This is a genomic window from Escherichia sp. WS2035 (assembly GCF_046487065.1).
Classification (GTDB): domain Bacteria; phylum Pseudomonadota; class Gammaproteobacteria; order Enterobacterales; family Enterobacteriaceae; genus Escherichia; species Escherichia coli.
The window spans coordinates 144263-165302 of the sequence record NZ_JBJQKD010000008.1; the positions used below are offsets into that span (position 1 = coordinate 144263).

16 protein-coding genes are annotated in these 21040 nt (G+C 52.9%); 6 read left to right on the top strand and 10 right to left on the bottom strand.

The window, feature by feature from the left end; genetic code table 11:
• Window positions 1–374: 374 nt before the first annotated feature.
• Both nrdD and nrdG read left to right on the top strand, forming a co-directional pair.
• Entirely contained in the window at window positions 375–2513 is a 2139-nt protein-coding gene (gene nrdD, locus ACJHX4_RS15000) for an anaerobic ribonucleoside-triphosphate reductase (protein ID WP_000187799.1), read from the top strand.
• A gap of 157 nt (window positions 2514–2670) precedes the next feature.
• On the top strand, window positions 2671–3135 hold the full coding sequence (gene nrdG / locus ACJHX4_RS15005; protein WP_001106230.1) for an anaerobic ribonucleoside-triphosphate reductase-activating protein: 465 nt from the start codon (window positions 2671–2673) through the stop codon (window positions 3133–3135).
• A 44-nt stretch (window positions 3136–3179) separates the two neighbouring features.
• Here nrdG and cybC read toward each other — a convergent pair whose 3' ends face one another.
• Both cybC and pmbA read right to left on the bottom strand, forming a co-directional pair.
• A complete protein-coding gene (gene cybC / locus ACJHX4_RS15010) occupies window positions 3180–3566 on the bottom strand; it encodes a cytochrome b562 (protein ID WP_001232246.1) in 387 nt (128 codons plus the stop codon).
• A 54-nt stretch (window positions 3567–3620) separates the two neighbouring features.
• Window positions 3621–4973, bottom strand: a complete 1353-nt coding sequence (pmbA, locus tag ACJHX4_RS15015; RefSeq protein ID WP_001162187.1) for a metalloprotease PmbA — start codon at window positions 4971–4973, stop codon at window positions 3621–3623.
• Window positions 4974–5066: 93 nt separating this feature from the next.
• Here pmbA and yjgA point away from each other — a divergent pair, with 93 nt between their 5' ends.
• Window positions 5067–5618, top strand: a complete 552-nt coding sequence (gene yjgA, locus ACJHX4_RS15020) for a ribosome biogenesis factor YjgA (protein WP_000166270.1) — start codon at window positions 5067–5069, stop codon at window positions 5616–5618.
• A 157-nt stretch (window positions 5619–5775) separates the two neighbouring features.
• Here yjgA and mpl read toward each other — a convergent pair whose 3' ends face one another.
• The gene (gene mpl / locus ACJHX4_RS15025; RefSeq protein ID WP_001531225.1) at window positions 5776–7149 is read right to left on the bottom strand and encodes a UDP-N-acetylmuramate:L-alanyl-gamma-D-glutamyl-meso-diaminopimelate ligase; all 1374 of its coding nucleotides are present in this window, start codon (window positions 7147–7149) and stop codon (window positions 5776–5778) included.
• Between the two features lie 175 nt (window positions 7150–7324).
• On the opposite strand from mpl, the gene fbp reads away from it, so the two are divergent.
• Window positions 7325–8323 carry a class 1 fructose-bisphosphatase gene (gene fbp / locus ACJHX4_RS15030; protein WP_000853753.1) on the top strand — a complete coding sequence of 333 codons (999 nt, stop codon included), beginning with the start codon at window positions 7325–7327 and terminating at the stop codon, window positions 8321–8323.
• A gap of 32 nt (window positions 8324–8355) precedes the next feature.
• On the opposite strand, the gene yjfF is transcribed toward fbp, so the two are convergent.
• From yjfF to ytfQ, 4 genes are all read right to left on the bottom strand, one after another.
• Window positions 8356–9351 carry a galactofuranose ABC transporter, permease protein YjfF gene (yjfF, locus tag ACJHX4_RS15035; RefSeq protein ID WP_000595994.1) on the bottom strand — a complete coding sequence of 332 codons (996 nt, stop codon included), beginning with the start codon at window positions 9349–9351 and terminating at the stop codon, window positions 8356–8358.
• The gene (ytfT, locus tag ACJHX4_RS15040; protein ID WP_001298067.1) at window positions 9338–10360 is read right to left on the bottom strand and encodes a galactofuranose ABC transporter, ATP-binding protein YtfT; all 1023 of its coding nucleotides are present in this window, start codon (window positions 10358–10360) and stop codon (window positions 9338–9340) included. Before ytfT ends, yjfF begins: the two co-directional genes overlap by 14 nt.
• Before the next feature lie 13 nt (window positions 10361–10373).
• Entirely contained in the window at window positions 10374–11876 is a 1503-nt protein-coding gene (gene ytfR, locus ACJHX4_RS15045; RefSeq protein ID WP_000205840.1) for a galactofuranose ABC transporter, ATP-binding protein YtfR, read from the bottom strand.
• A 212-nt stretch (window positions 11877–12088) separates the two neighbouring features.
• Complete coding sequence (gene ytfQ, locus ACJHX4_RS15050; RefSeq protein WP_000265933.1) at window positions 12089–13045, bottom strand: galactofuranose ABC transporter substrate-binding protein YtfQ; 957 nt, start codon at window positions 13043–13045, stop codon at window positions 12089–12091.
• Window positions 13046–13354: 309 nt separating this feature from the next.
• Here ytfQ and ppa point away from each other — a divergent pair, with 309 nt between their 5' ends.
• A complete protein-coding gene (ppa, locus tag ACJHX4_RS15055) occupies window positions 13355–13885 on the top strand; it encodes an inorganic diphosphatase (protein WP_000055072.1) in 531 nt (176 codons plus the stop codon).
• 377 nt (window positions 13886–14262) lie between these two features.
• Here ppa and ACJHX4_RS15060 read toward each other — a convergent pair whose 3' ends face one another.
• Genes ACJHX4_RS15060 through tamA form a run of 3 tightly spaced genes read right to left on the bottom strand, consistent with a single transcriptional unit; the run spans window position 14263 to window position 20116 of the window.
• Window positions 14263–14604 (bottom strand): gamma-glutamylcyclotransferase, encoded by a 342-nt coding sequence (locus ACJHX4_RS15060; RefSeq protein WP_001219160.1) that lies wholly within the window; start codon window positions 14602–14604, stop codon window positions 14263–14265.
• A gap of 2 nt (window positions 14605–14606) precedes the next feature.
• Window positions 14607–18386 carry an autotransporter assembly complex protein TamB gene (tamB, locus tag ACJHX4_RS15065; RefSeq protein WP_000060870.1) on the bottom strand — a complete coding sequence of 1260 codons (3780 nt, stop codon included), beginning with the start codon at window positions 18384–18386 and terminating at the stop codon, window positions 14607–14609.
• Window positions 18383–20116 (bottom strand): autotransporter assembly complex protein TamA, encoded by a 1734-nt coding sequence (gene tamA, locus ACJHX4_RS15070; protein WP_001269314.1) that lies wholly within the window; start codon window positions 20114–20116, stop codon window positions 18383–18385. Before tamA ends, tamB begins: the two co-directional genes overlap by 4 nt.
• Before the next feature lie 206 nt (window positions 20117–20322).
• Here tamA and msrA point away from each other — a divergent pair, with 206 nt between their 5' ends.
• Window positions 20323–20961, top strand: a complete 639-nt coding sequence (msrA, locus tag ACJHX4_RS15075) for a peptide-methionine (S)-S-oxide reductase MsrA (RefSeq protein WP_001305659.1) — start codon at window positions 20323–20325, stop codon at window positions 20959–20961.
• The last annotated feature ends 79 nt before the right edge of the window (window positions 20962–21040 follow it).

Sequence of the window (21040 nt, forward strand, 5' to 3'; positions counted from 1 at the left end):
AATGCCTGTCATTCCGGGGTTTTGCCTGTCAGTATGTTGTTTTTGTTGATTTTATAATCAAAAAATTCATTAAAAAATTTACATATCGCTGTAGCGCCCGTCATCCGTACGCTCTGCTTTTTACTTTGAGCTACATCAAAAAAAGTTCAAACATCCTTGATGCAAAGCACTATATATAGACTTTAAAATGCGTCCCAACCCAATATGTTGTATTAATCGACTATAATTGCTACTACAGCTCCCCACGAAAAAGGTGCGACGTTGTGGATAAGCGGATGGCGATTGCGGAAAGCACCGGAAAACGAAACGAAAAAACCGGAAAACGCCTTTCCCAATTTCTGTGGATAACCTGTTCTTAAAAATATGGAGCGATCATGACACCGCATGTGATGAAACGAGACGGCTGCAAAGTGCCGTTTAAATCAGAGCGCATCAAAGAAGCGATTCTGCGTGCAGCTAAAGCAGCGGAAGTCGATGATGCCGATTATTGCGCCACTGTTGCTGCGGTTGTCAGCGAGCAGATGCAGGGCCGCAACCAGGTGGATATCAATGAGATCCAGACCGCAGTTGAAAACCAGCTGATGTCGGGGCCATACAAACAACTGGCTCGTGCTTACATCGAGTACCGTCACGATCGCGACATTGAACGTGAAAAACGCGGTCGCCTGAACCAGGAGATCCGTGGTCTGGTCGAGCAGACCAACTCCTCGTTACTCAACGAAAACGCCAACAAAGACAGCAAGGTGATTCCAACCCAGCGCGACCTGCTGGCCGGGATCGTGGCTAAACACTATGCACGCCAGCACCTGCTGCCGCGTGACGTGGTGCAGGCACATGAACGTGGTGATATTCACTATCACGATCTCGATTACTCACCGTTCTTCCCGATGTTCAACTGCATGTTGATCGACCTGAAAGGCATGCTGACCCAGGGCTTTAAAATGGGGAACGCCGAGATTGAACCGCCGAAATCGATCTCTACGGCAACCGCGGTAACTGCGCAGATTATTGCTCAGGTCGCCAGCCATATTTATGGCGGCACCACCATTAACCGTATCGATGAAGTGCTGGCACCGTTTGTCACCGCCAGCTACAACAAACATCGCAAGACCGCAGAAGAGTGGAACATCCCGGACGCCGAAGGCTACGCTAACTCTCGTACCATCAAAGAGTGCTACGATGCCTTCCAGTCGCTGGAGTACGAAGTAAACACCCTGCACACCGCCAACGGTCAAACACCGTTTGTGACCTTTGGTTTTGGTCTGGGCACCAGCTGGGAGTCGCGCCTGATTCAGGAATCTATCCTGCGTAACCGTATCGCCGGCCTCGGTAAAAACCGTAAAACGGCGGTGTTCCCGAAACTGGTGTTTGCGATTCGCGATGGCCTGAACCATAAAAAAGGCGATCCGAACTACGACATCAAACAGCTGGCGCTGGAGTGCGCAAGCAAGCGCATGTATCCGGATATCCTGAACTACGATCAGGTAGTGAAAGTCACCGGTTCGTTTAAAACCCCGATGGGCTGCCGCAGCTTCCTCGGCGTGTGGGAAAATGAAAACGGCGAGCAGATCCACGATGGTCGTAACAACCTCGGCGTGATCAGCCTGAACCTGCCGCGTATTGCTCTGGAAGCAAAAGGCGATGAAGCCACCTTCTGGAAGCTGCTGGATGAACGTCTGGTGTTGGCACGTAAGGCACTGATGACCCGTATCGCTCGTCTCGAAGGCGTGAAAGCGCGCGTAGCCCCGATCCTCTATATGGAAGGCGCTTGTGGCGTGCGTCTGAATGCTGACGACGACGTTTCTGAAATCTTCAAAAACGGTCGTGCGTCTATTTCGCTGGGTTACATCGGCATCCACGAAACCATTAACGCGCTGTTCGGCGGCGAGCATGTTTACGACAACGAGCAGCTGCGCGCGAAAGGTATTGCGATTGTTGAGCGTCTGCGTCAGGCGGTGGATCAGTGGAAAGAAGAAACTGGCTACGGTTTCAGCCTCTACAGTACGCCGAGTGAGAACCTGTGCGACCGCTTCTGCCGTCTCGATACCGCTGAGTTTGGCGTGGTGCCGGGCGTGACCGATAAAGGTTACTACACCAACAGTTTCCACCTCGATGTGGAGAAGAAGGTGAACCCGTACGACAAGATCGACTTTGAAGCGCCTTACCCGCCACTGGCGAACGGTGGCTTCATTTGCTATGGCGAGTATCCAAACATTCAGCACAACCTGAAGGCGCTGGAAGATGTCTGGGATTACAGCTATCAGCATGTACCGTATTACGGCACCAACACACCGATCGATGAATGCTACGAGTGTGGCTTTACCGGCGAGTTTGAGTGCACCAGCAAAGGCTTCACTTGTCCGAAATGTGGTAACCATGACACCTCCCGTGTGTCGGTGACTCGCCGCGTGTGCGGATATTTAGGTAGCCCGGATGCACGTCCGTTTAACGCTGGTAAGCAGGAAGAAGTTAAGCGCCGCGTTAAACATCTGGGAAATGGGCAGATAGGTTAATCTTCACTCTGTGTTAAGCAAATGCCGGATGCGGCGTAAACGCCTTATCCGGCCTACATTTGGCTACGGCTGTAGGCCTGATAAGACGCGACAGCGTCGCATCAGGCCTTGATTACCGGATACAGCCTACACGCGGACTGATAAGCCAGGTGAAATAATGAACTATCATCAGTACTATCCTGTCGACATCGTCAACGGCCCCGGCACTCGCTGCACCCTGTTTGTCTCTGGGTGTGTTCATGAATGCCCCGGTTGCTATAACAAAAGCACCTGGCGGGTAAATTCCGGTCAGCCATTTACCAAAGCAATGGAAGACCAGATCATTAACGATCTGAATGACACTCGTATCAAACGCCAGGGTATTTCCCTCTCCGGCGGCGATCCGCTACATCCGCAAAACGTGCCGGATATTCTGAAGCTGGTACAACGCATCCGCGCCGAGTGTCCGGGTAAAGACATCTGGATGTGGACAGGCTATAAACTCGACGAACTCAACGCTGCGCAAATGCAGGTTGTTGATTTGATTAACGTGCTGGTCGACGGCAAATTTGTGCAGGATTTAAAAGACCCTTCCCTGATCTGGCGCGGCAGCAGCAATCAGGTGGTGCATCATTTGCGATGATAAGTTCCCTGTTACCTGAGTGCAGGCAACAGGGAAATAAAGAATTAACGATACTTCTGGTGATAGGCGTTGCGGGTCGTTTTCAGTTGCTCTGCGGCAGCCTGCGCTTCTTTTACTTTACCTTCATTTGCCAGCTTCAGCGCGTCGTCAATCTGACCGACCAGAATGTCGAAACCGTGGCGGAAGTCTTTCATTTCCGGGCTGTCCGGTGATTTGCCTTCAAGCTTCGGCGGCGTCGCTTTTTGCGCATCCAGTGCCGCAGCGCGCATCTTCGTTAACGCGTCTTTGACTTGCGCCGCGTTATCGGCTTTTTCAACCACTTTTAAATTGTCGTTGAGGGTTTCCATATTGTCTTCCAGATCAGCGGCAAACGACGCCGAACTGAATACCAATGAGGAGACTGCAAGAATAGCTAACAGGCTTTTACGCATTGCTCACTTCCTTTTTTATTATGAAGATTTGGCGCGGCAGGTCGCGCCAGTTTTTTACTGCCCGGCGATTTTCATCTCCGGCAACAGCACAGAACCACACTGTATATTACTGCGTGTTTCAATATCGTTACCGACGGTGACAATATTGCGCCACATATCTTTTAAATTACCAGCGATGGTGATTTCGCTCACCGGATACTGAATCTCGCCATTCTCTACCCAGAAGCCCGCTGCACCACGGGAATAATCACCGGTAATGGCACTCACGCCCTGGCCCATCAGCTCCGTCACCACCAGCCCGGTGCCCATCTCTTTGAGCATTTGTTCGAAGCTTAGCCCTTGTCCGGCAATCCGCCAGTTGTGAATACCGCCCGCATGTCCGGTGCTTTTCAGCCCCAGTTTCCGCGCCGAATAGCTGGTCAGCAGCCACTGAGTCAGGATGCCATCTTTGACGATATCGCGGCGCTCGGTGCGCACACCTTCGCTGTCGAATGGTGTAGATGCCAGCCCTTTCAGCAGATGCGGATGCTCTTCAATGGTCAGCCAATCCGGCAGAATTTGTTTACCCAGCGAATCCAGCAAGAAGGTCGATTTACGGTAGACCGCACCACCCGCTATCGCCCCCACCAAATGACCAAACAACCCTGTTGCCACTTCATTGGCAAAAATCACCGGCGCTTTCATGGTAGAAAGTTTACGCGGTGACAGGCGCGATAAGGTACGGCGAGCACAGTCGGCCCCAACCCACTCTGGCGTTTGTAGATCGCTCATCGCACGCCCAATGGTGTAGGCGTAATCACGCTCCATATCGCCATTTTCTTCGGCGATTACACAGCTGGAGAGCGAATGACGCGTAGAGCAGTACCCCTGCAACATGCCGTGGCTGTTGCCAAAAACTTTGACACCGTAGTGGCTGTTAAAGCTACCGCCTTCGGTATTGGTGATGCGTTTGTCCGCCTGCAATGCCGCCTGTTCCGCGCGAGCCGCCAGTTCAATGGCTTCATCCGGAGAAACGTCCGCAGGGTGGAACAAGTCAAGATCCGGTGCGTCAAAGGCCAGCAGTTCTTTGTCTGCCACGCCGGCATACGGATCTGGCGAGGTATAACGAGCAATATCCAGCGCCGCCTGTACGGTGCGGGCAATGGCCTGCGGGCTTAAATCGGTAGACGATGCGCTACCTTTACGGTTCTGGTGATAAACGGTGATCCCCAGCGCGCCATCGCTATTGAATTCAACATTCTCCACTTCACCATAACGCGTGCTTACACTAATGCCGGTGGTCTTGCTGACGGCAACTTCTGCACCGTCCGATTTGCCTGAGGCCAACTCCAGCGCAGTCGAAACTGCTTCTTCCAGAATCTTGCGCTGCGCTTCAACTTGAGAGATTACTTTCATTGCAAGTGCCATAATGTAGAGAGTTTCTCTGAAGTCTAACAGAGAACTGTTTTTCAGTGCGCATCTTAACTGGTAACATTAGCCTCTTTTTTTAAGGAGCCTGAGATGACTAAGCAGCCCGAAGACTGGCTCGACGACGTTCCCGGTGATGACATCGAAGACGAAGACGATGAAATTATCTGGGTCAGTAAAAGTGAAATTAAACGTGATGCCGAGGAGCTAAAACGCCTTGGCGCGGAAATTGTTGATCTGGGGAAAAACGCGCTGGATAAGATCCCGTTAGATGCGGATCTGCGCGCGGCTATTGAGCTCGCCCAGCGTATTAAGATGGAAGGTCGCCGCCGCCAGTTGCAGCTCATCGGTAAGATGCTGCGCCAGCGCGATGTTGAACCGATCCGTCAGGCGCTGGATAAGCTGAAAAACCGTCACAACCAGCAGGTGGTGCTGTTCCATAAACTGGAAAACCTGCGCGATCGTCTGATCGACCAGGGTGATGACGCCATCGCTGAAGTATTGAATCTGTGGCCCGATGCCGATCGTCAGCAACTGCGTACTCTGATCCGTAACGCGAAGAAAGAGAAAGAAGGGAATAAGCCGCCGAAATCCGCACGCCAGATTTTCCAGTATCTGCGCGAGTTAGCGGAGAACGAAGGGTAATTTTCGTTGTTGATGTGAGTATGGTTTGCCGGATACGGTGCACCTGTAGGCCTGATAAGACGCATCAAGCGTCGCATCAGGCACTATGCTCAAATGCCGGATGCGGCGTGAACGCCTTATCCGGCCTACACACACTCTATCAGGCTGAGGCTGTGAATTACTGCGCGGCTTCCGCTTTCTTCGCTAACCCATCCAGCAGTTTCTGATGGATCCCACCAAAACCGCCGTTGCTCATCACCAGAATGTGATCACCCGGCTGAGCGGTTTTCACCACCATATCTGCCAGCGTATCCACATCGCCGCTCCAGTGTGCAGGCTGAACGCAGGCTTCTGCCACTTCTGCCACCTGCCACGGAATATGTGCCGGTTGCAGCAGGAAGACTTCATCGGCACGACCTAATGAAGGTGCCAGATCGTCTTTGCAGATCCCCATTTTCATGGTATTAGAGCGCGGTTCCAGTACGGCAATAATGCGCGCCGTACCACCAACTTTGCCACGCAGCGCCGCCAGCGTTGCCAGAATCGCCGTCGGGTGATGGGCAAAATCATCATATACCGTGACGCCATTCGCTTCACCACGCAACTCCAGACGGCGACGAGCGTTAATAAACGAACCCAGCGCGTTAGCGGCATCTGCCGGCGCTACACCAACATGGCGAGCCGCCGCAATCGCCATCAGGCCATTGTGCATATTATGTTCGCCTACCAGCGACCATTTCACTTCGCCCACTTTTTCGCCATCCAGCAAGACTTCCCATTCAGAAGCGTCAGTGGTCAGCTTTTTCGCCTGCCAGTGACCTTGCTCGCCCACCAGCTCCTGCTCGCTCCAACAGCCCATCGCCATGGTCTGTTTCAGGTTGATGTCGTTTTCCGGCCAGATAATACGGCCCTGCCCCGGAACGATACGCACCAGATGGTGGAACTGTTTCTGGATCGCTTTCAGGTCGTCAAAGATATCGGCGTGATCGAACTCAAGGTTGTTGAGGATCAGCGTACGCGGGCAGTAATGGATAAATTTAGAGCGTTTGTCGAAGAAGGCGCAGTCGTACTCATCCGCTTCGATAACAAAGAAGTCGCTTTCGCCCAGACGCGCCGAAACCTCAAAGTTCCCCGGCACACCGCCAATCACAAATCCCGGTTTGTAACCGCATTGTTCCAGAATCCAGGTCGCCATTCCCGCCGTGGTGGTTTTGCCGTGTGTACCGGCAACGGCCAGCACCCAGCGGTCGCGCAGCACAAAATCGTGCAGCCACTGCGGACCTGACATATAAGGGATGTTTTTTTCCAGTACCGCTTCCACACACGGATTTCCACGGGTCATGGCGTTACCAATAATCACCAGATCCGGCTGTGGATCGAGCTGGCTGGCATCGTAACCCTGAATCAGTTCAATGCCTTGCTTCTCAAGTAAGGTGCTCATCGGCGGATACACATTGGCGTCCGAACCCGTTACTTCATGGCCTAACTGGCGCGCCAGCATCGCCAGACCGCCCATAAACGTGCCACAAATTCCTAAAATATGAATGCGCATACGTCACTATCCTTTTTTAATCTGGCGCTCATTTTACGCATATGTCGGGTAAGTGAGAAATGCATTTCAGGATAATCCGTAATTTGCTGGCGCGATTCACCTGAGCGCAACATTGGGATTATTTGTTAAGATTGTTGCGGTCGCTTTACTCCATAAACATTGCAGGGAAAGTTTTATGAAAACGTTAGGTGAATTTATTGTCGAAAAGCAGCACGAGTTTTCTCATGCTACCGGTGAGCTCACTGCTTTGCTGTCGGCAATAAAACTGGGCGCCAAGATTATCCATCGCGATATCAACAAAGCAGGACTGGTTGATATCCTGGGTGCCAGCGGTGCTGAGAACGTGCAGGGCGAGGTTCAGCAGAAACTCGACCTGTTCGCTAATGAGAAACTGAAAGCCGCACTGAAAGCACGCGATATCGTTGCGGGCATTGCCTCTGAAGAAGAAGATGAGATTGTCGTCTTTGAAGGCTGTGAACACGCAAAATACGTGGTGCTGATGGACCCCCTGGATGGCTCGTCCAACATCGATGTTAACGTCTCTGTCGGTACCATTTTCTCCATCTACCGCCGCGTTACGCCTGTTGGCACGCCGGTAACGGAAGAAGATTTCCTCCAGCCTGGTAACAAACAGGTTGCGGCAGGTTACGTGGTATACGGCTCCTCTACTATGCTGGTTTACACCACCGGATGCGGTGTTCACGCCTTTACTTATGATCCTTCGCTGGGTGTTTTCTGCCTGTGCCAGGAACGGATGCGCTTCCCGGAGAAAGGCAAAACCTACTCCATCAACGAAGGAAACTACATTAAGTTTCCGAACGGGGTGAAGAAGTACATTAAATTCTGCCAGGAAGAAGATAAATCCACCAACCGCCCGTATACCTCACGTTATATCGGTTCACTGGTCGCGGATTTCCACCGTAACCTGCTGAAAGGCGGTATTTATCTCTACCCAAGCACCGCCAGCCACCCGGACGGTAAACTACGTTTACTGTATGAGTGCAACCCGATGGCATTCCTGGCGGAACAAGCGGGCGGTAAAGCGAGCGATGGCAAAGAGCGTATTCTGGATATTATCCCGGAAACCCTGCACCAGCGCCGTTCGTTCTTTGTCGGCAACGACCATATGGTTGAAGATGTCGAACGCTTTATCCGTGAGTTCCCGGACGCGTAATCTCCTGCGCCTCTCCACACGGAGAGGCGTTTTTATCGCTGCACAATGTTGACTCTTGTCACAGGCGAACTCTGACGATTCTCCCACAGCACCGTTAATCCACGCTGTAATGCTATAAAAATAAACAACAAAATACCGATGGCGATTTTCGTCCACCAGGAACTCAGCGTGCCATCAAAGTTTATGTAAGTCTGAATCAGTCCCTGAATCGCCACGCCAAAAAGCGTCCCTAATACCGTTCCAACGCCACCACTCAAAAGCGTACCGCCAATTACCACTGAGGCGATAGCATCCAGTTCCACACCTACGCCCGCCAGTGCATATCCGGCCTGGGTATAAATCGAGAAGACAATCCCCGCCAGCGTTGCCAGTCCGGTGGAGAGCATATAAATGCGAATAGTGGTGCTGCGAGTGGAAATCCCCATCAGGTTTGCCGACGTTGCGTTGCCGCCAATGGCGTATACCTGATTACCAAAACGGGTACGATGCGCGAGGAATATGCCGATAACCACCACCGCCAGCATCAGCAGTCCCATCGCACTTAAGCGACCGCCGCCAGGGATTTTCCACGCAAGGCTTGAGAGCGTGTCATAAACAGGATGGTTTATCGGGATCGACTCTTCCGAAACGAGATAGCTGACGCCACGCAAAAAGAACATTCCCGCAAGGGTAATGATAAACGCCGGGATCTTCAGGGCGTCAATCAGAAGCCCCATAAATGCGCCGAAGGCACAGCCCATCACCAACACCAGCGGAAACGCCAGCAGCGGCGAGAGGCCGAAATCGCCAATCACTTTTGCCAGAAACACGCCGGTAAAGGCGATCACCGAACCGACGGAGAGATCGATCCCACCGGAGAGGATCACAAAGGTCATGCCAACGGCGATTATCCCAAGAAAGGCGTTATCGGTCAGGATATTGCAGATCACTCTTGTGGAAGCAAAACCGGGAAACTGGGTCAGACAGTAGATATAACCCAACACAAAGACGCCGATGGTGATCATCAGTGGCAAATTACGTTTTATCACGGTTACGTACCCCTTTAATCAGACTGATAAAGCGTTGCGACTGAACAATCAGCACGCAAAGCACCACCACCGCTTTCACCACCTGGTTCATCTCCGGCGGAAAGCCAGAAAGCAAAATTCCGGTGTTCATTCCCTGAATAATCAGCGCCCCCACCACCGAAAGCAGCAGGTTAAAGCGCCCGCCCATCAGCGATCCGCCGCCAATCACCACTGCAAGAATGGCGTCCAGCTCCAGCCATAACCCGGCGTTATTGGCATCGGCACCGCGAATATCCGCCGCCACGATAATGCCCGCAATCGCCGCACATAGCCCGCTCAACACGTAGGTGAGCATGACGATGATCCGCGTGTTTACCCCGGCATTTTTTGCCGCCCGAATGTTGATACCAACGGCTTCGATAAACATCCCCAGCGCCGTTTTGCGGGTCAACAGCCAGAACAGGAGAAGTGTCAGCACCGCAATAATGACTGGTGTTGGCAGGAACAACAGCGATCCACTGCCGAACCAGGAGAGATCCGGTGAGTTAAATGTGACGATCTGCCCGGAGGTGATCAGTTGCGCCACGCCGCGCCCGGCGACCATCAGGATCAGGGTGGCGACAAACGGCTGAATTTTGAGGATCGCTACCAGTATGCCGTTCCACAATCCCGCCAGGATGCCAGTGCCGAGGGCGCTTAACAAAACAATTGGAAGGCTGAATCCCGCGACCGTCATCGCAGCCGTTGTGGCTCCGGCGATAGCCATCACCGCCCCTACGGAGAGATCAATCCCACCAGTGGCGATAACCAGCGTCATGCCAATCGCCAGTAGCGCAACGGGGGCCGCACGGTTAAGAATGTCGATAGGGCTACCGAACAAACGCCCATCCTGAAGCACCACCTGCCAGAAATGCGGGGCCACCAGGCTATCGACCAGCAGCACCAGCAACAGTGCCGCCAGCTGCGGCATTCCTGTTGGCCAGCGAAAACGCCTTTTCGGCGGCGTAGTGTCCGGGAGAGATTGAGGCATCACACTGTTCTCCTTACGCCGCAATGGCGTTCATGATCGCCGGAACGGAAAGCTCTGCCAGCGGGATCTCCGCCACCTGTTTGCGATCGCGCATGATGATCACCCGATCGGCATAGCCCACCAGCTCTTCCAGCTCGGAGGAGATCACCAGCAGCGCCAGCCCATCGGCGCACAGCGTTTCAATCAGCCGGATGATCTCGGCGTGGGCACCAACATCAATTCCGCGCGTTGGCTCGTCGAGAATCAGAAATTGCGGTCGGGTCAGTAGCCAACGTGAAAGCAACACTTTTTGCTGATTGCCGCCGGAGAGAAATTCAATCGGTTGTTCGGTGGAAGGTGTGCGAATGCCAAGCTGGCGGATAAAGCGTTCGGCAATCTCTTGCTGCTCTTTGCGGGAAATAGGTCGTAGCCAGCCGCGCTGGGCCTGGAGAGCAAGAATGATATTTTCCCGCACCGAGGCGGCGGCGATGATGCCATCGGTTTTCCTGTCTTCCGGGCAGAAGCCGATGCCCAGTACCGAAGCCTGATGTGGCGAGCGTGGCGTTTGTGGTTTGCCTTTGATCAACGCAGTGCCGCTGTCAGCAGGTTTGATACCGAAGATCACTTCGGCGGTTTCTGTCCGCCCTGATCCCAGCAAGCCTGCCAGACCGACGATCTCGCCGGGGCGCACTTCGAGATCAAACGGTGCGATCGTTCCTTTTTTGCCGTAATTTTTGAACGCGGCAACAGGTTTGTCGCTCAGCAATGTTCTCCCGGCACGCTGAAGCGCGTGGGTGTCCAGCTCGCGCCCCAGCATCATTTTTACCAGTTCGATCTGCGGTAGCTCGCGCGTTTCCCGACAGCCCACAAAACTGCCGTTACGTAAGACGGTGATCCGATCGCTAACCTGATAAACCTGATCGAGAAAATGAGTGACGAAGATCAGGCTGACGCCGCGATCGCGAAGCTGACGCATCAGGCCAAACAGTAACTCTACTTCCTGAGTGTCGAGACTGGCGGTGGGTTCATCGAGGATCAGCACTTTGGCGGAGAGATCGATAGCCCGGCAAATGGCGACGATTTGCTGCATCGCGACTGAAAAGCGGTTGAGCGGTTCGCGCACGTCGAGGGAGAAACCGTAAGATGCCATCAGTTCGGTGGCGCGCTTTTCCATCTCTTTACGGCGTAGAAGGCCGAAACGTTTGGGTTCGCGACCTATGAATAGATTATCAGCGACCGACATATTGGGTAGCAGGTTGACTTCCTGATAGACGGTGCCGATGCCGAGTTGTTGTGCGTGGGCGGTGTTTTTCGGTGAGATAGCCTGGCCTTCCAGCCAGATAGTGCCGCGATCGGCGTGGTATACACCGGTTAATGCTTTGATTAGCGTCGATTTTCCCGCCCCGTTTTCACCGAGCAGCGCCATGATTTCGCCACGGCGCAGGCTGAAATTAACGTTGTCTAACGCTTTGACACCGGGGAAAAATTTACTTAATCCTTCGGTGCGGAGGATTTCCTGGTGTTGGTCGGTCGTCATGGTTTCCCCCTTAGCCACGCTCTAAAAGTCCGGGAATAGATCGTGCCTGATGTTAAGAGCTGCGCCGTTTGTCCCCCTCACCCTAACCCTCTCCCCAAAGGGGCGAGGGGACAGATTGTGCATGGTGTTAAGTCCGGTACTGCACAACTGCCGGATGCGGCGTAAACACCTTATCCGGCGGCCCACAAGTCGGCATCAGATATTGATGCCCCTCAATACCCCATGTTTTTCTTCTTCTCTAACTCTTCTTTTGCGGTATCAGGCAGGTAAAGGGTGGACTTGGTTAACGTCAGCTTTTCAGGCATGGTGCCGTCTTTTTTGTATTTCTCCAGCGCGTCAAAAGCGGGGCCAGCCATGTTCGGCGTCAGTTCAACGCTGGCGTTTGCTTCGCCATCAATCATCGCTTTATAGATATCTGGTACGCCATCAATGGAACCCGTGAGGATATCTTTACCCGGCTTCAGGCCCGCTTCTTTAATTGCCTGAATTGCACCAATCACCATGTCGTCGTTATGGGCGTAAACCATGCAGATGTTTTTGCCGTTGTTTTCCGCTTTGATAAAGCTCTCCATGACTTCTTTGCCTTTACTGCGGGTGAAGTCACCTGACTGCGAGCGGATAATTTTGATATTTGGCGCATTCTTTATGGCTTCGGCAAAGCCTTTCTTACGGTCAATGGCGACGCTGGCCCCAACGGTGCCCTGCAGCTCCACCACGTTACATGGTTTGCCGTTAACCTCTTTCACCAGCCAGTCACCGATCAACTTACCTTCGAGGATGTTGTCGGCAGTAACGGTGGTCATATAGAGAGATTTGTCTTTCACATCGATGGAACGGTCAAGCAAGAAGACCGGGATTTCGGCATCTTTCGCCTCTTTTAATACCGGTTCCCAACCCGTCGCAACCACCGGAGCGATAAAGATCGCATCCACCCCTTGTGCGACGAAGGAACGTACCGCTTTAATCTGGTTTTCCTGCTTTTGCTGACCATCGGCAATTTTCAGTGTGATACCGCGCTTTTCGGCTTCACTTTTCGCCACATTGGTTTCTGCGGCGCGCCAGCCGGATTCCGATCCGACCTGCGAAAATCCTACGGTTAATGGAGCGGCCAACGCCATAGACGACATGGCTGCCGAGACTGCAGAGACTACAAGTAAGCGTTTCCACATAGGGTTGTCCTCGTCGGGGTAATTATTATTGGTGAAAAGATGTTCGCGAAAAAACTATAGACAATTCGTTATGTAACGGATTGCGTTACATAACACTTCAAAAAAGTAAATAAAACGTTAATCACAAGTTTGTAATCGCTTTCATCTCACTATGAAAAATGCGGCTACGGTTATGGATTTTCCTGCTCTGTATACCGTCTTAAAACTGGCGAAAAAGGAAAATGAAGACGAAAACAAGCGAAGACATTCGGCGCGAGTTGGCTATAATACTCGGCACTTGTTTGCCACATATTTTTAAAGGAAACAGACATGAGCTTACTCAACGTCCCTGCGGGTAAAGATCTGCCGGAAGACATCTACGTTGTTATTGAGATCCCGGCTAACGCAGATCCGATCAAATACGAAATCGACAAAGAGAGCGGCGCACTGTTCGTTGACCGCTTCATGTCCACCGCGATGTTCTATCCGTGCAACTACGGTTACATCAACCACACTCTGTCTCTGGACGGTGACCCGGTTGACGTACTGGTCCCGACTCCGTACCCGCTGCAGCCGGGTTCTGTGATCCGCTGCCGTCCGGTTGGCGTACTGAAAATGACCGACGAAGCCGGTGAAGATGCGAAACTGATTGCTGTTCCGCACACCAAGCTGAGCAAAGAATACGATCACATTAAAGACGTTAACGATCTGCCAGAGTTGCTGAAAGCGCAAATCGCTCACTTCTTCGAGCACTACAAAGACCTCGAAAAAGGCAAGTGGGTTAAAGTTGAAGGTTGGGAAAACGCAGAAGCCGCTAAAGCTGAAATCGTTGCTTCCTTCGAGCGCGCCAAGAATAAATAAGTTCTTCTGGCGCAATAACCCTGAACACCGGGCTTCGGTTAGTAAGGGTTTTTTTATGCCCGCAATTTATAAACTCTCTACTCCTATTATTATTTTCAGCAGTTGAAAGGCTTGAACGGTAAGAACAAGCTAAGCTCGACCACCATTTTGCTGTTCATAGCCACTTGCTGGAAGTTAGCCGGCCTCACTCATACTCACCGTTCAAAGCGTGTCCCCGTTTTACCCCTGTACATTTGTTAACGCCAGCAGAGTTTTTTATGCGATTGCAGATATGGAAAGCGGCCCGGAGAGAAAAGCAAAAGATGGGAAAGTGACAAAAAAAATCGCGAGATACATCGCATAAAACAACGCCACCCGAAGGTGGCGTGCTTTTATTATTACTTATCCCTGTCTAACCAGTCGCCGCTTTCAATTAGCTTTAATCCATCGACGGGTCGTTGATAAACGTACATCCATGCACTCCCGTACGGCGTCTGAATCAACTGGCGCGCGTATTCACCGCCCCTGGTGCGCAAGGCATCAAGTTCGGCCAGCGTGGCGTTGTCAATACGATAAACTTCACCGTGTACTGTTCCGTTCCCCGGAACTGCGCCTGGATAGTGGCCCAGGCTATACAACTGGTAGTTATCGATACTGAAATCGCCCAGTAACTGGGCATTGGTCATCCAGTGACTGTTGCCTTGTTTGTGGCGTAAACTGCCGTAGACAAATATTCGCATTGCTAAAACTCGAACTGATAGAGCAAATCCAGTGCCTGGTCTACACCAGACACGGCTTCCAGATATAGCTTAGGCATCAGGCGATAACGTAACGTGAGTGTTGCTATAGAGTCAAATATACCCACGCCGTATTTCACTTGCAGACCTGGCAATACATAGCCGCTGACCACCACCTGGGAGGAGTCGCCTACTCCCTCTGTGTCGAGCGCTAAATTGCTTACGCCAAACGTCTCGCCGATTTTACCCACAATCTGGCCACTTTGCGCAACCCCCAGGCCAATCAGCATCGAGGTCATCGCCGCACTGTCACTCTGATCGCTCTCCAGCCCTTGTCCACGTAGCAAATAAGACAATGCAGCTTGTTGCGACATCGCCGGGTCAGAGAAGATCTCCGCTTTCGGTTCGTCCGCCAGACCAGTGACGCGAACTCCGGCGATGACGTCGTCTTCTGTAGCATCCGGGTTACGAATAGCTTCGATATTAAGATACGGTTGATCTGGCGGACCAGAGAACAGTAACTCACCCTTACGCACAATCAGATCCTGACCATAGGCATGGAAGCGCCCTTCAGGGATGTTGATCTGCCCGTTCAGGCCCAGCCCTTGTTTGTCCTGAACGACGTTGAGATCGCCCGTCAGCCGCGCTTTCAGGCCAAAGGCGTCAATGCGCACATTGTTGCCAACGTGGACAGTCAGGTTACTGTTAATCGGAATCGACGCCGTTTTCGGCTCTTCCGGTTGCAGGTTATCGTTAAGCATCACCACATCGCTGGAAACGCCTACTGCGCTTTCCGGCAGCTCGTGCACCACGATGCGCGCCCAAGGGACATCCACGCGACCGTCGAGAGTAAACAGATTTGGTGTAGCCTCGAATACAACATCTGGCGATACATCCATTCGTACCATCGGCGGCACGGTGATACGCACTTTACTGCCCTTCGCTGTTACCCTCGCCCGCCAGTTTTCAATCTGGCTCCAGTCGGCGTCACCGCTCAGGTAGATTTCTCCCTGTTGGGTCCGCACAGTACCAGCAAGCGTCGAGCGCATACCGTTAAAGTTGACCGCAAGCTGGCTCGGTTGCATATCAAACGGCATAAAGTTGCCGTCGATATCCACCCCCGTAACCTGAAGCTGACCAAACAACTGCGGGCTTTGCACATCACCACCCAGACGCAAGTTGGCACTCACCATCCCCGCTGCTTTTTCCCCACGGGTAAAGATGGGGTTTATCATCGCAAGGTTGAAGTTACGGATATTGACGTTGCCACCAAGATTACGGCGGCCTTGCGGATCGGTCACCTGCACCTGACCATCAAACTGGCCGTTATTGGTCAGGCGGATGGTCCAGCCCAGTTCGGCACGGTTGTTACGCAGTTCCGCCGTCAGATTCAGCGTCTGAAACGCCACGGGCAGCGCCGCATCGTTGACGGTTTGCGTCACCTGCACATTACGCCCCGAAAGGGTGATACTGCCCTGCGGCAGCCCCTCTTTCGTGGTGTCCCAGGCAACGTCCGCTTTACCCGTGAAGATACCGCTGGCCTGAGTGGTTTCTGGCATAAATGGTTTCAGCATGGCCAGGTCGAAGCGGTTGAGATTCACCACCGCACGCCCTTCGGCACCCGCATCGATAGTTTGCGGCACGCACAGTTCCGCATTCGGGTTAAGCCAGCAGTGTGGCCCGATGCTGATTTTTTGTTCCTTATTGCGGTAATCCAGCGCAATATCGCGGGTCAGCGACCACGGACCGACCGGCGTCTGGAAGCGCGTATTGCTAAGTGTTCCCTTCCAGCGTTCTTCTTTGCGATCAAAACTTCCTGCCAGATTAAGCTGCCCGGAAATCGGTTCGCCCTGAATCCGCAACTGTAGCTCGTGCTGCTTTTCGCTGCCTTTGGCATTCAGGGTGACGAGGTTGATATTTACATCCGGCTGCGAGATTTGCTCAACGCGTACGTCGAGTTTCCCGGCGATCTGATCGGTGGATTTAATGTCGCCTTCCACGCGAACCTGCGCCACGGAAAGTTCCTGCCAGCGCAGGCCGCGCGCGGTGATATCTGCCAGTAGTTGTGGCGCTTCCACCGTGCCGCGTACTTTCACCAGCCCTTTCGCTGTACCGCCAAGCCCCGGCAGCGCGTTATCCAGCCCCGGCGCGTTGATGGTGGCATCAAGATTGAGATCTTTTACCCCCAGCTCACCTTTCACTTCGGCACTGTTTGGCCCCAGTTCCAGATGCAGCCCTGGGATCATCCACTGCATATAACTGTTGCCTTTCAGCGTGCCGTCAACGTTCACTTTGTTCTGTTTGACGTTACCGGTCAGCTTCAGTTCTGGCACCTCCATCTGCCAGGTGCCGCCGTACAGGCTACCGCGGGTTTTAATCAAGCCATTGAGTTTCGACGGCCACTCCGGGATCTCTTTGGCGGTGTTAATGCCGTTAAGCGTTAGCTCACCGCGCCAACTAATGGCCTGCTGCCAGTCGAGCAACGCCTTAAGTTCCGTTTTCCCTTCCAGCGCCGCGACGGTAAGTTTGTCGAGATTGACCTGCTGTTCATTACCTTTGGCATCAAGGGTAATGGTGGCTGGCGGGATCTCCTGGCCCTTAACAGCCGTGCGCATAGAGATCGCGTAATCGGTCATTTTGCCGGTAAGTTTCAGTTTCAGATCGTCTGCCTGATACTGCTTCTCACCAGTGAACGGCCAGTAAAGCTGTTTGCTGTTCACTTCCACGTTGAGCGGCAATCCGGCTTCCGCCAGTCGCGTCTGGGCGCGTAAATCCATATCCACCGGACCGGAAAGGTTAACGCCTATCTCCAGCTGTTCGCGCAGCGCACCGCCCACTTTCAGCTTCACCTTTTCACCTTTCAACGGCTCCACGTTCAGTGTGCTGTTGAGGGTGATATCCACCGGCCAGTTGTCTGACAGCTGCGCCGTGCCGCTGGCGTTGACGATCCCTTGACTGGAGTCGATATCCAGGGCGTCCAGTTTAGTATTGCCGTCAATGCTGCTCACTTTCAGCAGCATGGTGCTCACGGTGATGTCCGTGTCGCCCGTCACGCGCAGCTGCTCGCCCTTAAACTCTTCAATGTTCAGGTTAAGCGGCAAATGCACGTCGGTCATTTCCGGCAATACCGGGCGAGAAAAGAGATCTTTCAGCGTTTCGCCGAGCGGCTTGTCCTCCGGCTGCGGATTTTCAATTTTCGGTTCGACCACTTCTTCCTGTGCCGCTTCCGCCACTTTCGGCAAAGCAATCAACAGGCCTATCAGCGATGTCGGTTTCAGGGTCAGGGTTTTCTCCTGCCAGTTCAGGCCGGAGGTGAAGTCCATCACCGATACCGTGGTGTCATCAATCTTGATGTTGACGTTGTCCAGCGCCACCCGTGTCAGGGTAATGGGATACGGCGTGGAGAGATCCAACGGACCGCTATCTTCCTCTTCTTCAACCTGTTCAGAAGGAGGCATTTTTTTACTGTCGATGTTGACCTGAATGTCTTTCAGCGCCAGATCATTAATACAAACGCTACTGTTCCACAGGCACTCAAGCCCGACCGCCAGATGCAGATTGCCCGCTTTTACCGCCACGCCTGGCTGCTCATAACGAACGTCAGACAAGGTGAGATCACGCCAGCCGCCGGTGACCTTGCCAATATCCAGTCCTGGCACCCAGCGATCCGCCGCTTTAAATACCAGATGCAGGCCGCTGGTGGTGCCCACCAGAAACGCCACCGATCCCAGTAACAGTAAGATAACGATAACCACGCCGAGGCTGATTTTTTTCCATAAACTCATAATTCTGGCCCCAGACCGATGTAAAACTGTAACCCGTGTTCGTCTTTATCCGCGACCGGCACGGCAAAATCGAGTTTGATTGGCCCGACCGGCGATTCCCAGCGCACGCCGACCCCTGTACCGGTTTTAAAGTCGCTGCGGCGAATATCGCTTACCGCTTCGCCGCTATCGACAAACACCGCGCCCCACCATTTTCCGGTCACGTTGTACTGGTATTCCAGCGATCCGGTTATCAGCTTCGAGGCCCCTTTCAGGTCACCGTTGGCGTATTTCGGGGCGATAGATTTGTATTTGTAGCCGCGAATACTGCGATCGCCCCCGGCGAAGAAACGCAGATCCGGCGGTACTTTGTCGAAATCACCCGTTTCAATCCAGCCCAGCGTGCCGCGTGTCACAAAACGATGGCGATCGTACAGTGTGCGGATCCAGACGTTCTGCGCCTGGAAAACGGAGAAATCAACATCCGAGCCCCAGGCCGTGTTGGAGTAGTCGATAGAGTAGCGTTGCGAGTCGCCCCAGGTTGGCATCAGGCCACCACGAGAACGCGTGCGGCTAATCATCACCCCAGGATAAAACAGCATCGTGGTGTTGGTAATTTCACCCTGGGTAAAGTGGTCGAAACTCCAGCGCAGGTTAATGGCACGCTGCCAGCCGCTGGAGAGATCCCAGTAGCGAGAAGCCACCAGCGTAGTGGAGTCAGACTCGGTATCGTTCAGGTCAGTGCGCTTAAAACCGCCCTGCACCAAATAATATTGTTCCAGCGGATTCTTCAGCAGCGGCATTTTATAGCTGAAGTCGAGGATCTGTTCCGGCGCGGAAATACTGGTACTGGTGGTCAAACTGTGACCGTAAGAGTTCATCCACGGCTTTTTCCACGTCGCTTTCACGCGCGGTCCCACGTCCGTAGAGTAACCGACGCCGGTTTCGATGGTGTTTTCTGTTCGCGGCGAAACCACGCCCGTCAATGGTAATACTTTCGTTTCGCGCGCTTTATCAAATTGTGGAGCCACCACCACCGAGTTAAACCAGCCGGTAGCAGAAAGTCGACGGTTCAGTTCTGCCAGATCTTTCGATTCGTACTCATCGCCCTCTTTAAACGGCACCAGATTTTGCAGGTATTCATCGCGGATTTGTGATCCTTCAAAGGTCACATGCCCAAAGCGGTAACGTTCGCCACTGTTATAATCAATATCCCAGAAGGCTTTATGCAGGCCGAGCGCAATGCCCAGCTGTGCTTTGGTAAATTCGCTATCGAAATAACCTTTACGCAACGCAATGCTGGTTAAGGACTTTTTGAAATTTTCATAATCGCCCTGGTTCAGTACCGTACCAATAGCCGGGCGAGTATCGAGCAATTTCAAATAGTCTTTATCGGTCCGCGCGCCGCCGCGCAATACCACATCGGTGCCGCCAATTAACACCGGCACGCCTGGCGTGACTTTGGCGATCAATACCTGCCGCCCTTTCTTTGGCGGTGGACGGAGATCAAATTCAATGGTCGGCTGGTAATAACCCAGCGCTTTCAGACCTTCGCGGATGGCATCATCGACGCGTGCGCGAAAGCGACGGTCTGGCGTCACTTCATCACTTTCAATCGTAGAAAGCTGCGCGCGAACGTTCTTTTCCAGCTGTCCCGATAACCCCTCGACCTGTAGACGGACGTTCGCGGCGACGGCAGATCCGCTTAAGCAGAGTAAGCTTACACAGCATAACTGTCGGATATAGCGCACATTTTCTCCTGAATATCCTTTTTTTCCTGCCCCTGGAACGCCGTTAAACGGCTTAACAAAAATCCAGTAATATGGATTAAAAAGCAGACTAAACCCAAAATATTTCTTATGTTTTACTTTAGACCTATTCACGGTGGTTATTGTGTGCAAATACGCCTCTTGTTACAACCTTAACCCCAATGACCGATTTTCGGGAGAGCGACACCATGAGTTTATTTGATAAAAAGCATCTGGTTTCCCCCGCCGATGCCCTGCCTGGACGTAACACCCCGATGCCCGTAGCCACACTGCATGCGGTCAACGGTCACTCAATGACCAATGTACCTGACGGAATGGAGATTGCCATTTTTGCGATGGGTTGTTTCTGGGGTGTGGAGCGTCTGTTCTGGCAGTTACCCGGCGTTTACAGCACCGCCGCAGGCTATACCGGCGGCTATACGCCAAATCCGACTTATCGGGAAGTGTGCTCCGGCGATACTGGCCATGCCGAAGCGGTGCGCATTGTTTACGATCCATCCGTCATCAGCTATGAGCAGTTGCTACAAGTATTTTGGGAGAATCACGATCCCGCCCAGGGAATGCGTCAGGGCAATGACCACGGCACGCAGTATCGTTCAGCGATTTATCCGCTGACCCCAGAACAGGATGCCGCCGCTCGCGCCAGTCTGGAACGTTTTCAGGCGGCGATGCTTGCCGCCGATGACGATCGTCGCATCACCACGGAAATCGCTAACGCCACACCGTTTTATTATGCCGAAGATGACCACCAGCAATATCTGCATAAAAACCCGTATGGTTACTGTGGAATTGGCGGAATTGGCGTCTGTCTGCCGCCGGAAGCATAGCGTTACGGGTACAAATGTAGATTGTTGATAAAGTGCATTTTGTTTATGCCGGATACGGCGTAAACGCCTTGCCAGGCCT

Bases quoted from the DNA above. Each gene is read 5' to 3' on its own strand.
- nrdD (WP_000187799.1), top strand. From the start codon at position 375: ATGACACCGCATGTGATGAAACGAGACGGCTGCAAAGTGCCGTTTAAA.
- nrdG (WP_001106230.1), top strand. From the start codon at position 2,671: ATGAACTATCATCAGTACTATCCTGTCGACATCGTCAACGGCCCCGGC.
- cybC (WP_001232246.1), bottom strand. From the start codon at position 3,566: ATGCGTAAAAGCCTGTTAGCTATTCTTGCAGTCTCCTCATTGGTATTC.
- pmbA (WP_001162187.1), bottom strand. From the start codon at position 4,973: ATGGCACTTGCAATGAAAGTAATCTCTCAAGTTGAAGCGCAGCGCAAG.
- yjgA (WP_000166270.1), top strand. From the start codon at position 5,067: ATGACTAAGCAGCCCGAAGACTGGCTCGACGACGTTCCCGGTGATGAC.
- mpl (WP_001531225.1), bottom strand. From the start codon at position 7,149: ATGCGCATTCATATTTTAGGAATTTGTGGCACGTTTATGGGCGGTCTG.
- fbp (WP_000853753.1), top strand. From the start codon at position 7,325: ATGAAAACGTTAGGTGAATTTATTGTCGAAAAGCAGCACGAGTTTTCT.
- ytfT (WP_001298067.1), bottom strand. From the start codon at position 10,360: ATGCCTCAATCTCTCCCGGACACTACGCCGCCGAAAAGGCGTTTTCGC.
- ytfR (WP_000205840.1), bottom strand. From the start codon at position 11,876: ATGACGACCGACCAACACCAGGAAATCCTCCGCACCGAAGGATTAAGT.
- ytfQ (WP_000265933.1), bottom strand. From the start codon at position 13,045: ATGTGGAAACGCTTACTTGTAGTCTCTGCAGTCTCGGCAGCCATGTCG.
- ppa (WP_000055072.1), top strand. From the start codon at position 13,355: ATGAGCTTACTCAACGTCCCTGCGGGTAAAGATCTGCCGGAAGACATC.
- ACJHX4_RS15060 (WP_001219160.1), bottom strand. From the start codon at position 14,604: ATGCGAATATTTGTCTACGGCAGTTTACGCCACAAACAAGGCAACAGT.
- tamB (WP_000060870.1), bottom strand. From the start codon at position 18,386: ATGAGTTTATGGAAAAAAATCAGCCTCGGCGTGGTTATCGTTATCTTA.
- msrA (WP_001305659.1), top strand. From the start codon at position 20,323: ATGAGTTTATTTGATAAAAAGCATCTGGTTTCCCCCGCCGATGCCCTG.